The 14,091-nt window shown below is 28.8% G+C and carries 16 protein-coding genes; 4 read left to right on the plus strand and 12 right to left on the minus strand.

What is annotated here, in order from left to right:
• The 4 genes from AC5M21_RS14985 to AC5M21_RS15000 all read right to left on the minus strand — a co-directional run.
• Positions 1-615, minus strand: a 615-nt coding sequence (locus tag AC5M21_RS14985) for a DUF3737 family protein (protein WP_493531521.1), incomplete at its 3' end; no start/stop codon positions are given.
• Between the two features lie 13 nt (positions 616-628).
• Complete coding sequence (locus AC5M21_RS14990) at positions 629-1,123, minus strand: cyclophilin-like fold protein (protein ID WP_017143830.1); 495 nt, start codon at positions 1,121-1,123, stop codon at positions 629-631.
• A gap of 61 nt (positions 1,124-1,184) precedes the next feature.
• Positions 1,185-1,748 carry a flavodoxin family protein gene (locus AC5M21_RS14995; RefSeq protein ID WP_008788007.1) on the minus strand — a complete coding sequence of 188 codons (564 nt, stop codon included), beginning with the start codon at positions 1,746-1,748 and terminating at the stop codon, positions 1,185-1,187.
• The gene (locus AC5M21_RS15000) at positions 1,738-1,980 is read right to left on the minus strand and encodes a hypothetical protein (protein ID WP_008788006.1); all 243 of its coding nucleotides are present in this window, start codon (positions 1,978-1,980) and stop codon (positions 1,738-1,740) included. The genes AC5M21_RS14995 and AC5M21_RS15000 overlap by 11 nt, the downstream gene beginning before the upstream one ends.
• Before the next feature lie 125 nt (positions 1,981-2,105).
• On the opposite strand from AC5M21_RS15000, the gene AC5M21_RS15005 reads away from it, so the two are divergent.
• Entirely contained in the window at positions 2,106-2,990 is an 885-nt protein-coding gene (locus AC5M21_RS15005) for a LysR family transcriptional regulator (protein WP_008788005.1), read from the plus strand.
• Positions 2,991-3,742: 752 nt separating this feature from the next.
• Here AC5M21_RS15005 and AC5M21_RS15010 read toward each other — a convergent pair.
• Positions 3,743-4,027 carry a DUF1905 domain-containing protein gene (locus AC5M21_RS15010; RefSeq protein WP_008788004.1) on the minus strand — a complete coding sequence of 95 codons (285 nt, stop codon included), beginning with the start codon at positions 4,025-4,027 and terminating at the stop codon, positions 3,743-3,745.
• A gap of 144 nt (positions 4,028-4,171) precedes the next feature.
• On the opposite strand from AC5M21_RS15010, the gene AC5M21_RS15015 reads away from it, so the two are divergent.
• Positions 4,172-5,638, plus strand: a complete 1,467-nt coding sequence (locus AC5M21_RS15015) for a DUF1846 domain-containing protein (RefSeq protein ID WP_008788003.1) — start codon at positions 4,172-4,174, stop codon at positions 5,636-5,638.
• Positions 5,639-5,674: 36 nt separating this feature from the next.
• On the opposite strand, the gene AC5M21_RS15020 is transcribed toward AC5M21_RS15015, so the two are convergent.
• Positions 5,675-6,055: a DUF3783 domain-containing protein gene (locus AC5M21_RS15020; protein WP_008788002.1), complete on the minus strand. Its 381-nt coding sequence runs from the start codon at positions 6,053-6,055 to the stop codon at positions 5,675-5,677.
• Between the two features lie 13 nt (positions 6,056-6,068).
• On the minus strand, positions 6,069-7,529 hold the full coding sequence (locus tag AC5M21_RS15025) for an LCP family protein (protein ID WP_008788001.1): 1,461 nt from the start codon (positions 7,527-7,529) through the stop codon (positions 6,069-6,071).
• Positions 7,530-7,687: 158 nt separating this feature from the next.
• Here AC5M21_RS15025 and AC5M21_RS15030 point away from each other — a divergent pair, with 158 nt between their 5' ends.
• Positions 7,688-8,866: an Mbeg1-like protein gene (locus tag AC5M21_RS15030; RefSeq protein WP_008788000.1), complete on the plus strand. Its 1,179-nt coding sequence runs from the start codon at positions 7,688-7,690 to the stop codon at positions 8,864-8,866.
• A gap of 56 nt (positions 8,867-8,922) precedes the next feature.
• Positions 8,923-9,342, plus strand: a complete 420-nt coding sequence (locus AC5M21_RS15035) for a hypothetical protein (protein ID WP_008787999.1) — start codon at positions 8,923-8,925, stop codon at positions 9,340-9,342.
• A gap of 249 nt (positions 9,343-9,591) precedes the next feature.
• On the opposite strand, the gene AC5M21_RS15040 is transcribed toward AC5M21_RS15035, so the two are convergent.
• From AC5M21_RS15040 to AC5M21_RS15060, 5 genes are all read right to left on the minus strand, one after another.
• Positions 9,592-9,777: a hypothetical protein gene (locus AC5M21_RS15040; RefSeq protein WP_008787998.1), complete on the minus strand. Its 186-nt coding sequence runs from the start codon at positions 9,775-9,777 to the stop codon at positions 9,592-9,594.
• 353 nt (positions 9,778-10,130) lie between these two features.
• Positions 10,131-10,289 carry a hypothetical protein gene (locus AC5M21_RS15045; protein ID WP_008787997.1) on the minus strand — a complete coding sequence of 53 codons (159 nt, stop codon included), beginning with the start codon at positions 10,287-10,289 and terminating at the stop codon, positions 10,131-10,133.
• 544 nt (positions 10,290-10,833) lie between these two features.
• Positions 10,834-12,162 carry a recombinase family protein gene (locus AC5M21_RS15050; protein ID WP_346976393.1) on the minus strand — a complete coding sequence of 443 codons (1,329 nt, stop codon included), beginning with the start codon at positions 12,160-12,162 and terminating at the stop codon, positions 10,834-10,836.
• A 160-nt stretch (positions 12,163-12,322) separates the two neighbouring features.
• A complete protein-coding gene (locus AC5M21_RS15055) occupies positions 12,323-13,021 on the minus strand; it encodes a DNA-methyltransferase (RefSeq protein ID WP_412253321.1) in 699 nt (232 codons plus the stop codon).
• Positions 13,022-13,321: 300 nt separating this feature from the next.
• The coding region (locus AC5M21_RS15060; RefSeq protein ID WP_493531522.1) for a transposase at positions 13,322-14,091 on the minus strand (770 nt) is incomplete at its 5' end.

A 14,091-nucleotide genomic window follows, 5' to 3' on the forward strand; every position in this document is an offset into this window, starting at 1 on the left:
ACTTTCAATTGTACAATTGATAAAAGTTATATTTTTAGAATTCCATGCCAAGTATTCTCCAATAATTGTTGAATCATAGACAATAACATTCTCACAATTCCAAAAAGCATCCTTAGAAATTAACTTTGCATTATGAACTTCAATATTTTTAGCTCCATCAAAACAATAATTTCCTGTTAAATGCAAATCATCAATAATGATATTTTCACTACTCATTCCAAAATAATCACCTCTTGCACTGACTTTATTTAATCTTATATCATGACAATTCCAAAATGATTCTTGTGCAAATGGCATATCTACATTTTTTAATGTAATATCACTTGCACGTCTAAAAGTTTTAGGCGCCTCAATGATACACTCTCTCATATCAATATGATGTGTATACCAAATTCCTGAACGTGCTGTTTCTAAAAAAGTAGAATTTGTAACAACTACATTTTGACAATACCATAATGGATATTTCCATTTAAAAATACTTTGATTAATGTCTATATTTTGACTTTCTTTTAATGGTGATTCCCCATCAGCAAAAATAGAATCTTCAATTCTAACTCCATTACTTTGAAATAGAGCTCTTTCTCCACTTAAATATTTTTGTTTCACGAATTCCATAATCATTTCCTCCTTATTTATTAACTTGAAATGTGACTTTCACATCCTTGCTTCCAACTAAATTTTTTATATTTTTCAGATTATCAATATATCCTATCTTAGTATATTGATAAGGGGTGGAAAAACTTTCATAGAATAAAACAAGACAATTATTCCCAAAAAGCATAAGATCTCCTGTTTCAATTTGATCAATTGATTCGCTCATAATTGGCAGTTGAAAATCAAGATAATGATACTTCTCATTTCCATGTAATTCTTTCATTTGAATGGTTAATGGTAATCTATTGATTAGGCTTTCAACTGTATCATTTTGATAAAGATTGACTTGCCATTCTTGATTATTAATAATCATTGTTATAGTCTTCACTTGTTGCTCTCCTTGATTTGTTTTGAATTGATCATTGACAATTTTAGAATCTTTTTTTTGACAATTTAAGATTTTAAGATTTACGTTATGACAGCCTATAAGAATCATAATCAAACTGATGAGAATCATAATTTTTTTCATTGATATCACCCCCCCTTTCTATTTAAGATTCATTTAATTCTACAATGATTTTTTTACCTCTTCATGGATTTCCTCTGTTCTCAATATTTTTTCCCATTTCATAAGCTTGTTCCAAAATATCATGATGATTGTTAACATCACCATATTGATCAATTCCCACCCCTTTAATAACACCTCTAAGACTTGAATGTTCAAAACAGTCTATCCAACCATATAAACCATGAATAAGATTGTCAATTGATTTTTCATTTTCATCAGCACAAGTTGCCAATAAGTAAACATCTCTAAAATGATAATCATCAATAAACAATGGATTTGTTCTATCTAATAATGTTTTCATTTGACCACTCATTTCATAGAAATAAACTGGTGTTGCAAAAACAATAACATCAGCATCTTTTATCTTATGGATAATCTCATTTGCATCATCTTTGATGATGCATTCAGTTCCTTTTTGACATACAAGACATCCCTTACAAAAATGAATATCTTGAGAGACTAGAGATATCTTTTCAACATGATTTCCTTTTTCCATCGCCCCTTTCACAAATGCATCTGCTAATAAATCAGAATTCCCACCCTTTCTTAAACTTGTTGAAATAACAATAACATTTTTATTTTCCATCACCATTCTTCTCCTTCTTTAACATAAAAATGAAATAATCTAAGCAATCTATTTCTTTTTGTACATGATGCATTTTTTCCATAAGTTTACATCTTTGACATTTTAAAAATAAAACTTGTTTATCAATATCACTATTTTGGCGAATCTCTAGAAATCTTTTTATTTGATTCTTATCACATCCAGCATCTTGTAAATTTTGTTCAATGTTCTCCTTTAAAAATTGAATTTTCATGATTATCACTCCTCATAAATTATTTTAAGACAAGATATATCAAATATCAAATACCTATATCAAATGGTAATGTATACTTGAAGAGCATATCTGAAATCATTATAATAAAAATGAGGTGAAGGATTATGGAATTAAGAGTTTTACAATATTTTTTAGCTATCGCAAGAGAAGAAACAATTTTAGGTGCTGCTGAACGCCTGCATATGACTCAACCAACATTATCTAGACAAATGAAAGAACTGGAAGAAGAATTAGGCAAACAATTATTTATTCGTGGCAATCGGAAAATCACACTGACTGATGATGGCATGTTGTTACGACAAAGAGCAGAAGAAATTGTCACTCTGGTTGAAAAAACCGAAAGTGATATTATGCTTTCTGACGCCTCTCTTTCGGGTGACATTTATATTGGAGCAGGTGAAACCGATGGTATGCGCTTAATCGCAAAGGTTATGCATAAATGCTGTGAAGTCTATCCAAATATTAAGTTTCATATTTTTAGTGGCAACTCACAAGATGTTGCAGATAAAATAGAAAAAGGATTGCTTGATTTTGGAATATTTGTAGAACCTGCTGATATATCTAAATATGACTTTATTAAACTACCATCATGCGATACTTGGGGACTCCTTATGCGAAAAGACAGTCCACTTGCAAATAAAGAAAGCATTCTTCCAGATGATATCAAAGATCTTCCATTGATTTGTTCAGACCAAGTTATGTTTCAAAATGAAATCTCTGGTTGGATGGAGTACAGTTATGATAAATTAAATATTGTTGCAACATACAATCTTATATATAATGCTTCATTATTAGTTGAAGAAGGTAATGGTTATGCCTTAACCTTAGATAGATTAATCAATACAACTGGTCATAGTCCATTATGTTTCAAACCACTTGAGCCTAAGTTACAAGTTGGATTGACGCTTGTCTGGAAAAAATATCATCTATTTTCTCGTGCAGCAGAATACTTTATTAAAACATTACGCCAAGAATTTGAGACTTATTAAAAAGATCTAGAATTGATATCTAGATCTTTTTGTTTGTATAGTTATGAAATTGTCTATCTAATCCATATTACAATACACGCATAAACAATCAGTGTTCCTATCAAATCAAATATCACAGTATTACTGGCATATGCAACATTTCGATCTTCACAAAAATGTGAAATATGAGTATTGGAAATAAAACATCAAAGACAATACTATTTGTACCATCTTTTTGCACTACTGTAATAAGTTCTTTAACTCTAGAAATAAATCATAATAAAACCATAATAATGTTGATATTGCTATCATAAATTTCTCCTTTTGTTCATTTACAATTTATATTCTAATGATAATTGTCATAAATCAAATACCTATTAAAAAAAACATCTTTATATCTTTTAAACATATGAAAACTCTTTATCAATATCATAAGTTCTCTGAGAAAAAAGTAAATATTTTCTTTAATAATTGAAGATAAATCAAGATATGAAACCAACTTTAATAAACTGATAATTATCTCAGAAGAAATTATACAGTATCAAATAATCAATAAAACTTTCAAATCATTATAAATAGCAGTTCAAGACCACATCAACAAACAAAAAAAGAGATGATTTTCAGTCATCTCAACAATCTTCTTCATAAAACTATCTATCATTCTTAACATTAACTCACATCCTCATAATCCCATATTCACTCTTATGATGATTATTTGCATGATTTTAACCTTAAATACATCATGAGCACTGTGACATTTATCACAAACCTTTCTATTTTCCTGACAATTCAGTTCTCTCTTGTATTGTCACATGAACTGTATCGCCTGGTTGCTTCCCTATTAATGCTCTTATATCTTTTCTTAAACCAAGAATATGATAAGGGGTTTTCATTCTCACCAAACTGCCATTGTACTCAACACCATCAAATGTTGCTTTGACTTTGACACGTCCTTTTTGAAATTCTTCACGAACATCATATGGAAAGATAATATATGCCCCATCAATATCTGGAACTTTTTGTATCTCAGCATCAAATTCATATAATTTTTCATTCATATTTTATCACCTTATTCATTATAACATCTTCTCTTAAGAATATACAATTTATACACGAATAATATTTATTATTTTGACAAATTCTTATTATTTTCTTTAACTTCACCCTATTTTCTATATAATGAAATCTAGGAGTGAAAGAGAATGAAAAAGGCGTTTAGTAATGAATTATATGTAGAATTACAATCAAAACATATCCAAGAAAGAATTGATCAGTTTGATAATAAACTTTACTTGGAATTTGGTGGAAAACTTTTTGATGATAATCATGCATCACGAGTTCTCCCTGGATTTGAACCAGATAGTAAATTAAAAATGTTATTGACTTTCAAAGACAAAGTGGAAGTCATTATTGCTGTTTGTGCAAAAGATTTAGAAAGACATAAAGTAAGAAGTGATTTAGGTATATCTTATGATGATGAAGTTTTAAGATTAATTGATGAATATCATCGTGTTGGTCTTTATGTTGGAAGCGTAGCAATTACACAATATCGCCATCAAAACGCTGCTGATACATTTAAAGCCAAATTAGAAAATAGAGGTGTAAAGGTCTTTATTCACTATCCTATTGAAGGATATCCTCATGATGTCAATCATATTATCTCTCAAGATGGATTTGGTAAAAACGATTACATAGAAACTTCAAAACCATTAGTTGTTGTCACTGCACCAGGTCCTGGATCAGGAAAGATGGCAACTTGCTTATCTCAATTGTATCATGAACACTTACATGGTGTGAATGCAGGTTATGCAAAGTTTGAAACATTCCCAATTTGGAATCTTCCTTTAAAACATCCTGTAAATTTAGCCTATGAAGCTGCCACAATTGACTTAAACGATGTCAATATGATTGATCCTTTCCACCTTGAAAAATATAATGAAACAACAGTCAATTATAATCGTGATATTGAAATATTCCCAGTCTTAAATGCAATGTTTAATAAAATCTTTGGTGAATCTCCATATGCTTCACCAACTGATATGGGTGTAAATATGGCTGGTTATGCAATTATTGATAATGAAGCAGCTAAAGATGCAAGCTGTCGCGAAATTGTTAGACGCTATTATCATGCTGAAGTTGATTATTTAATGGGAAAAATCAATACCAAATCACTTGAAAAAATGCAAATGTTATTATCACAGGCAAATGTCGATGCTAAAAATAGAAAATGTGCAATCTTTGCAAAAGAAATTGCAGAAGCAAGACAAGTTCCTGCATGTGCAATCGAATTGAATGATGGTCATTTGATTTCTGGAAAAACCTCTTCTTTGTTAAGAGCGTCAAGTGCAGCATTATTAAATGCTTTAAAATATTTAGCTGGTATTGATCAAGAAATAGAATTAATATCACCAGATATGTTACAATCTATTTTATCATTAAAAAATAATTATTTAAATATTGCTAATCCTTTATTAGACATTGATGAAGTTCTCTTGACATTAACAATAGCATCTTCATCACAACCAAATGCAAAACAATGTCTAGAAGTCTTACCATTATTAAAAGACTGTGAAATTCATTCAACAGTTATCTTAAGTAAGAAAGATACTGAGACATTAAGAAACTTACAAATGAATTTAACTTGTGATCCTAAGTCCGCTGGAGCTTAGGATTTTTTAGTAAAAAAAGAGAATCCTTTAGATTCTCTAATTATTGATTTGTGACATCTGTTGATATTCATCAGCCACACTTAAATAAAGTTGATAAAATTTATAATGAACATTATGCTCAGTTAACATGGCTTTATATGGAATTTTAGGTATCCCCTGCATCCTAAATAACTGTAATATAATATCTAACTGTTTATCACTCATTCCTGCAAAAAAAACAAACTCTTGTTGAAAATCACCAGAAATATTCTGTACTTCAGATTTTTCAAATCCATCAATATTTAAAATATGCCCCATTGTTTCATGTAATTGAGATTCATCAAGATATTGTATTTGAATATGTAATTGTTCAGCTATATTCTTTATATCTTTTTGAACATCATCAGCAACATGATATAGTAATAAAGTTTCTTTCATATAATTCCCTTTCCTACTGATCCAAATCACCAGTTTCTGTTTGAATCTTTTCTCCTGCCATTAACTGATCAATATAATTTGTTGTTTGTTGAATTGACAAATCAGATGGAACGACAACTGAAGCACTCACTCCACCTAAAGAATAGCAAGGCAAACTATCTGGCGTTCCTTCAATTTGATAAGATTGAATATCCCATGCTGGCATATCTGCTAATTGCATCTGCACTAATGCATTAATTTCACTTGATGAGAAATTCGTTTCAACACTTTGACTTACTGTATCAAGTACAGAAGAGAATGAAGTTAAAATAGCTGGTGAACCAATTTTCTTCACAATCGCTGAAATCATTCTTTGTTGATTACGTCCTCTTTCAAAGTCTCCATCAATAAAAGATTTTCTTTCTCTAACAAATGCTAAAGCTTGCTTTGCATTTAAATTGTTTTCTCCTTTTTTAATTTCATATTTCCCTATCTTTGTCGTAAAATCTTGTGAAGCATGAACTGTGACTCCACCTAATGCATCAACTATCTCAATAAATGAAGTAAAATTCATTCTAGCATAATAGTTGATGTCCTCATTTACTAAATCTTGTAAAGTATTGACACTTTCTTGTAAACCATAAATACCCGCATGTGTAAACTTATCCATTCCCTTACTTGTATGTAGTGGAAAATATGTATCTCTAGGAATACTGATCAATAAAATCTGTTTCGTATTGGGATTGACCCCTACTAGCATATTGACATCACTTCTTGAAACTGTTGATAAATCACCATATTCATCAATACCACTAATAAACACTAAGAATGGTTTTTGCGTCACATCAACACTCTTTGAACTAACTGCTTCTTCATCTTTTGTGACCTGATAAATAACACGTGTATCATCACTAAATGTATCTTTTTCTTGTTCTACTAAACTTCTAAATGCTTCATCTAAAAGAATAGCATCAACATTTTTATTATATAAAGCTGATAATAATGATTTAAAATCTTTATTATCTTTCAAATTAATATTACCAACATTCTTCTGAATTTCAGCAACTGCATAAGACATATTTTCTGTTCCAATTGATGAGATATACCCTACTTGATGTTTTGGTAGTTGTGTTTCATTTTTTATTTCAGAATTCTTTAAAACAATGACTGAAAAAGCTCTTGTTTGAAATTTATTTTCTGTCATTAAATTAACAGTTCTTCCTGCTTTATAAAAATAAAAAGAACCAACCATTAAACCACAACTTAATATAATACTTAGAATTTGCGTTATTAAAGACCTTTTGCTTTTTTCTTTTTTATAAAATATTAAAAAATATTCACCTACAAGCAAAGCAACAAAGAATACACCAACACCTATTAAATATTTCATTGGTATTAACTGTACACTATATGCCATTACTATTAATAAAATCATTGATATCATTTGAATACTAAAAACTATTCTTTTTAAATATTTGTTATCAAACGCTTTCATTTTTTCACTTCCTCATTTGATAGATTATCATATTTCTATAATTTTAGCAAATTATCTTTTTCTTTTGACAATTTCACACAGAGATGAAGAAAATATGAATGTTGATTTTTTTAATGAAATCATGTAGAATGGTTAAAATTATAAAAGGAGGGACTCACATGAAAAATACAATTTATGATTATGTTGATTTACGAGGTGATTTATCTCCTATTGACTTTCCATATAATGAAATAGACTTCTTGATTTTTAGTGAACTTTCTTATATTAACTTAGATGAAATTATTCAATTAGATTATGACCATATCATAACAATTCATGATGCATTTCTTGCATACAATGATTTTTATAAGAATACCAATATGCCACTAAATCCAACAATTAGAGAATCTTACACATTATTTGAAAAAATGGCTAAATCTTATCGTTATCAGAATATTCAAATGATAAGCTTTGTGAATGATATAGATAAAGAACTTATCAAACAATTCTCTGCAATGACATTGATATTAGAAAATCAGGATATGGTTGTTGTTTATCGTGGAACTGATGATTCTCTTGTAGGTTGGCATGAAGATTTTTTAATGTTATGTGAGAATGTAGTACCTGCACAATTATCATCTGTTGAATATTTAAAATATATCTCTGATTTTTCTTATTCTTATTCTTTGCTTGATTCACTCAAAAATAAATATTTGGCCCCATCCTTTTTTCAACGACTTAAGAAACACTTTCAATACAAAAAGCAAAGACCTATTTATTTAACTGGTCATTCTAAAGGTGGTAATCTCGCTATGTATGCCGGCTGCTTTATAGATTCAGAAATTCAAAAACGTATTATTCAAATCTATAATTATGATGGACCTGGTTTTCAAGATGAGATCATGTTATCTTCTGAATATAAGAATATGTTACCTATTATTCAGAGTTATATACCTCACTATTCTTTTTTTGGCATTGTGTTAGGTCATGAAGAGAATTATCATGTTGTTCATAGTCACTATACAGGTATGCTACAACATAATGGTTTTTCATGGGAAGTCGGACCTTATCATTTTGTTGAAGATGAATTGTCTTGTGAAAGTGTAAATTTCGCTATTAAAGTGTTACTTTTCTTAGAAAAGTTAAGTAATGAAGATAAACATCTTTTTGTTGATTCTATGTTTAAGTTATTTGACACATTAAATCTCTATACTTTTTCTGATTTATCACATATTTCTTATAAACATATTTTAGGTGCAATTAAAGAATTAACTTTATTAGATTCTAAAGTGAGAAAAATGCTTATTGAAGTCTTACATATGTTATGGCTCGAAGCAAAAAAGACAAAACCTGAATAGATAAACCATACAAGATTAACCTTTTTTCATATTTTATAATGAAAGGAGGTTTTTAAATGAAATCATATTCAAAAAATAGTTGTATTGTCATTATTATAGCACTCATATTAGCATTTGTTGCTTTTTTAACCCTTACCAATCTTGGCGAGTTATTTTATGAAGAATTCTTTCCTATTATTGTTATAGCAGTTGGTTTAATAGGGCTAATTAGTATATTTATAGGTTTTGCTATATTAGGTCAAAATGGAATTTATGATGCTTATAACGACTGTAGTCAGCTGGCTACAATTGGTGCAGCACTGCTAACAATCTTGGGATTTTTTCTTACCATTGTGAGTGGAGCATTAGGTATTATTTACTTTATTCTAGTTGCCGCAGCTATTTTTAGTTTAACTCTTATGGTTGGTGGCATATGGTGTTATCTGAATACTTTGCATCACCATAACAACAATTGCTGTTATCGTAACAACATGTAAAAGTTTTTGAAATTTATAGTTTATTTTATAATAATAGTTCCATTATCTAAAAAAAGATAATGGAACTATTTCATATATGATATATGACTTATTTTTTGGGTCTATGATTCTCTTCATCACTTAAAAAGTATAGTAATCACTTGGATCTCTATGACTCTCCCCATATCTCATAATATTTTGTTTTGGAGTCAAGGCTCTAACTTGCCACTTTGTTTTCTAGAATATGTTCTCACCTATTATCTAATTATATTATTTGATGATATTCTCCATTATCTTAAATAGTATTTTATTGGATATAGTGTTAGACCTTTGTAATGAATCAATAATATTGGCCTCTATTCCAAAATCACAATTGAATTCCTTTTCAAAATCAACACTTTGACCATTGGAAGTCGTAGCAGTTGCATTTGCTGCAATAGTAATGAGACGCTTCAATTTTGATTCCTTCTTTTCCTATATCACCATCTTTCATATGAATAGTCAGATATTATAATAAAAGGAACTCTCGTTTGTAGTCATAGATTTATTTTCAGTAATAGGATGATTAATAGATAAGAGAAGAAGGGATTCTATAAAGCAACAAAAAATACAACATACGATAATGTAATTATTTTACCAAACATTGAAAAAAGATCTTATCAATGTTACACATTATATACATCGAAAACAAGCTTAACAAGAAATATATTATAATCCCCAAAGAATGTACATTGCTTTAAACATTCAAATACCTTTACAATTTGAAAGAATTTGTAGTTCTACAAAGTAGCTTCACTTTATGTTTGTTTTTAAAGCAAATTCACAATTATATTTACACAATATTGTGTATGTATAATTGAAAATTCATCTCCTGATTCATCATGCTTCATAATCACTTGTGTATCTTTAAGGCGTATAAAAGTTTCTTCAATAAGAAGATTATAAGCCAAAACAGACACTACACCCATAAAGCAAACACTAAAAAAAACTGTACATCTGATTAAATTTTTCTTATTTATATATTTCCTCCCAAATTCTTGACTTTAGCCACAAAATATTTAGATTATTTCTGAATAATAAAAGTTAACTATGAGATAAATTTAATATTTCAAACAATAGCTTATTATCTATTTATTGTTAAATCATTCCATACATATATAAATTATAGCTTTAAAAAAAATAAAAAGTTACTCCAATATATTGCTCGACAAAATTTAACATTTAGAAATATAATAAATCTGTTTATAGAATAGTTAAAACAATCATCATTAACACCACTAAAATTCTATTTTGTCAAAATAAAAAGCTCTAAAGAAATATCTTTAAAGCTCATTTATATCTTGGTGCCCTTATGGCTAATTAACTCGAACTGAACAGATTAAATATATAATAATTATGGTAATACACGTTGAAAGACTTTGGCAATTATCATTATTTAATTTGTTTTGACTACATATACAGTATACAAAATATTTCAACATTTGTCTAGTCAAGTTTGACTTTATTTTGAAGTTATTTATGAATATATTCTACTTTAACAACTATCTTTGCATGAACATCCACAATGATTCTAGCAATATGATTATTAACAAAACTACATCTTTCTAAGTCTGTCATTTGTTCCCATCTTATAAAGTCTATAAGTTTATCAGTTTTTATCTTGGCCATTTGTTCTTTCTTATCAAACTCCAATCTATAAAGTGATGTTAAATAGACATTTAGATCCATTTTATTATTTATATACTTATTATGTATATCTTGAATTTTTCTATTGATGCTATGATACTTCCTAAGTGCCTTATTTGTATTATTCTTTATCTCTTTAAGGCTAACCTCTGAAGATATAGCATATAAACTTTGTTCAATAATATAATCCTGGTTAATTCTCATTTTGCACTTTGGGCATACATAATAAAAATATTGCTTATTTCCTTTTTTTGTACTACTCAAATCAAGTATTTCACCACATACACATTTGATTTTATTTCTAAAATAGTATCTACTATCATAATTATCTGCCCTATGCCTTTTTGAGATCATTTTTTGTATTTCTTCAGCATCTTCCTCATTATAAATTTTAGGACATATATTGGTATAAGTTTTTCCCTTGTAATGGAACAAACCATAATACCATTCTCTCTTTAGCATTTTTCTTATTTGTAATGATGACATCGTAATATCATATTCTTTTAATAAATACCTTTCAACTTCTTTTATTGTCATTCCACTTTTTATTTGAACTACAATGTCATACAATATTTTCTTTTCTTCTTCATTTACACTTAATATGAGATCTTCATTTTTATTATAACCAAATGGTTTAGAAGCAAATGGCCACTTTCCTTGTCGGACCATTTCTTCTAAACCATCATTAGTTCTTTCTATAATTGTCTCACGTTCCCACTGTGCAATAATCGCTAATATTCCAACAAACAAACGTCCATTAGCTGAATTGATATCTATGTTATCCATAACTGCAACTAAATTACATTTATGATCAATCAGCATTTCAATCATATTATATATATCAATGACTGATCTACTTAACCGATCCAGTTTATAAATATAAATTGCATCTACTTTATCTTCTTTAACATCTTTAATTAATCTCTTTACTTCAGGTCGATTAAGATTTTTAGCACTTATCCCCTCATCAATATAATAATTAACTTCCTCAACTTCGACATCAAACAATGATAGATAAGCATCTATTTTACTTTTTTGAGCATCTATCCCATATCCATACAATGCTTGCTCTCGACTTGATACTCTACAATAAACTGCTATTCTTAATTTTTTACTACAATCATCTAATCCTATATTGTTACTTATTTTCCTCATTTTTCCTCCTACCGATAATTGCCTCTAACATTATAGGAAAATATTAGAATGTCTGTAGGAGTTATTTCAGAAAATAAAAAAATGCCTCAAGTATACACTTGAGACACCTTTCATCTTTCAACAAACATATAATATCATAACTTCATTAATAAAGCAAGTTTTAACAAGACAATAACCTCTGCAATGTTATTTCATAATAATCTGAATTTTTTTCAATACCAATATAGTTACGTTCCAATTCTTTTGATGCAACTGCAGTAGTACCAGATCCAAGAAAACAATCAAATACCACATCATCAGGAGCACTTGAATTTTGGATCAGTGTTTTAATGATATCTATTGGTTTAATAGTAGGATGCCCATACAATTTCTTATCTTTCACATTTGTGGGAGTGATCCAGTACGTTTTACCAGTCTGATATGTTGTATGAAGTGAAATACCCTTTCTAAAATATAAGCAGTATTCTTTATCATTCATATAATTCCTACCACAAGTAGGTATTGGGTTAGTTTTAATCCATGTAAGTATTTCAAAAGAACATTTATGAATACCTACAAAATAGTCCAAGTATGGTAAAATTTGTTTCTTATTACACCATATGTATATATTTGGTTTTTTCATAATTCTCATGAATTCATCAAGAATATCTAACTTAATACCATTTGCAACATCCGAATTTTGTAATTCATTAGTTAGTTTTAACATCTGTTTTGAAATTCTGCCATTACCACTACTACCTTTACTAATTAAATATGGTGGATCAGTAACAATAAGATCAATTGAGTTGGAATCAATTTTTTTAATAATTTCATAGGCATCACCTAAGATTATTGAATTTAATTTAACTTCTTTAATCACCCTCTTATATTTTTTATTTTGAATAGCTATCTGTAAGATATTATATCAAACATAAATTTAAATATAAGACTTGATTTTAAGAAAAATAATGAAATTTCATTTTTAATCCATACTAAATTGCTCTCTCCATTTCTTTTAATAACGGTCATGCTATATAAAGATTTATAGATAATGTACCAGTGACTGGTACATTATCTCAGACTGTTGACAAACAAACTGTTTGTTGATGGTCTTTTTTCATACTTTCATGTTTTTCGGTTGTTTTTTCTTCCATATTAAAAAAATCGGACTTTCCTGTCCTTATATCTGACCTATTATTCTCTTTGCTTCATCTTTTTGATGTTCAAAACTCTTTTTTTGGGCGTACTTCTCCTTCAGCTTTTTATAATATATGCATAACTTTTTCATATTCATTCCTGTAAATGTTAGGAGTGTTTGATCATATACTCTTTCGTGTCCTCTATATAATGTATAATCTAATCCATGTCTTCTTTTTCCATCTCCAAACTCCCTCTCTATTGTTTGCTTTCTTTGATCATATATTCTTTTTCCTTCTTGACTCTTTTGTAGCTTTATGCTTTCTTCTAAATCTTCTTGCCATACATGTCTTTCTATCACTTTTGTACAATTCCTTGATTGTGTGCATTTTTTCAGATGTGGACAACTTTTACACTGTTTTCCATTTGATTTGTACTGCTTCTTTCCATCTTTATTTGTTGTACTATATCTTAGTATGCATCCCAATGGACAGACATATATATCTTCTTCTCGATCATATTCATATTGCCATTTCTTATAATATCCTTTCCCTTTTGATGCAACCCTTTTCCTCGGAACAATGATTTCTTTTCCTTCACTATGTACACTATGACATATTGGTGCAGTTGAATATCCTGCATCCAATACCATTGTCTCTATTTGTTCTCTATATGCATAATCAAGATAACTTTTTAAATGATAAAACGCTACACTATCATGAACGTTCCCTGAGTCTATGCTCATCCCTAATATATAGCCATGTCTATCACATCCTACATTCACATTATAGGCAAAACATTTCTCTTTTTCTC

This window comes from Coprobacillus sp. (assembly GCF_984815275.1).

Coding starts and splice junctions, on each gene's coding strand:
- AC5M21_RS14990 (WP_017143830.1), bottom strand. CDS start 1,123: ATGAAAAAAATTATGATTCTCATCAGTTTGATTATGATTCTTATAGGC.
- AC5M21_RS14995 (WP_008788007.1), bottom strand. CDS start 1,748: ATGGAAAATAAAAATGTTATTGTTATTTCAACAAGTTTAAGAAAGGGT.
- AC5M21_RS15000 (WP_008788006.1), bottom strand. CDS start 1,980: ATGAAAATTCAATTTTTAAAGGAGAACATTGAACAAAATTTACAAGAT.
- AC5M21_RS15005 (WP_008788005.1), top strand. CDS start 2,106: ATGGAATTAAGAGTTTTACAATATTTTTTAGCTATCGCAAGAGAAGAA.
- AC5M21_RS15010 (WP_008788004.1), bottom strand. CDS start 4,027: ATGAATGAAAAATTATATGAATTTGATGCTGAGATACAAAAAGTTCCA.
- AC5M21_RS15015 (WP_008788003.1), top strand. CDS start 4,172: ATGAAAAAGGCGTTTAGTAATGAATTATATGTAGAATTACAATCAAAA.
- AC5M21_RS15020 (WP_008788002.1), bottom strand. CDS start 6,055: ATGAAAGAAACTTTATTACTATATCATGTTGCTGATGATGTTCAAAAA.
- AC5M21_RS15025 (WP_008788001.1), bottom strand. CDS start 7,529: ATGAAAGCGTTTGATAACAAATATTTAAAAAGAATAGTTTTTAGTATT.
- AC5M21_RS15030 (WP_008788000.1), top strand. CDS start 7,688: ATGAAAAATACAATTTATGATTATGTTGATTTACGAGGTGATTTATCT.
- AC5M21_RS15035 (WP_008787999.1), top strand. CDS start 8,923: ATGAAATCATATTCAAAAAATAGTTGTATTGTCATTATTATAGCACTC.
- AC5M21_RS15045 (WP_008787997.1), bottom strand. CDS start 10,289: ATGGGTGTAGTGTCTGTTTTGGCTTATAATCTTCTTATTGAAGAAACT.
- AC5M21_RS15050 (WP_346976393.1), bottom strand. CDS start 12,162: ATGAGGAAAATAAGTAACAATATAGGATTAGATGATTGTAGTAAAAAA.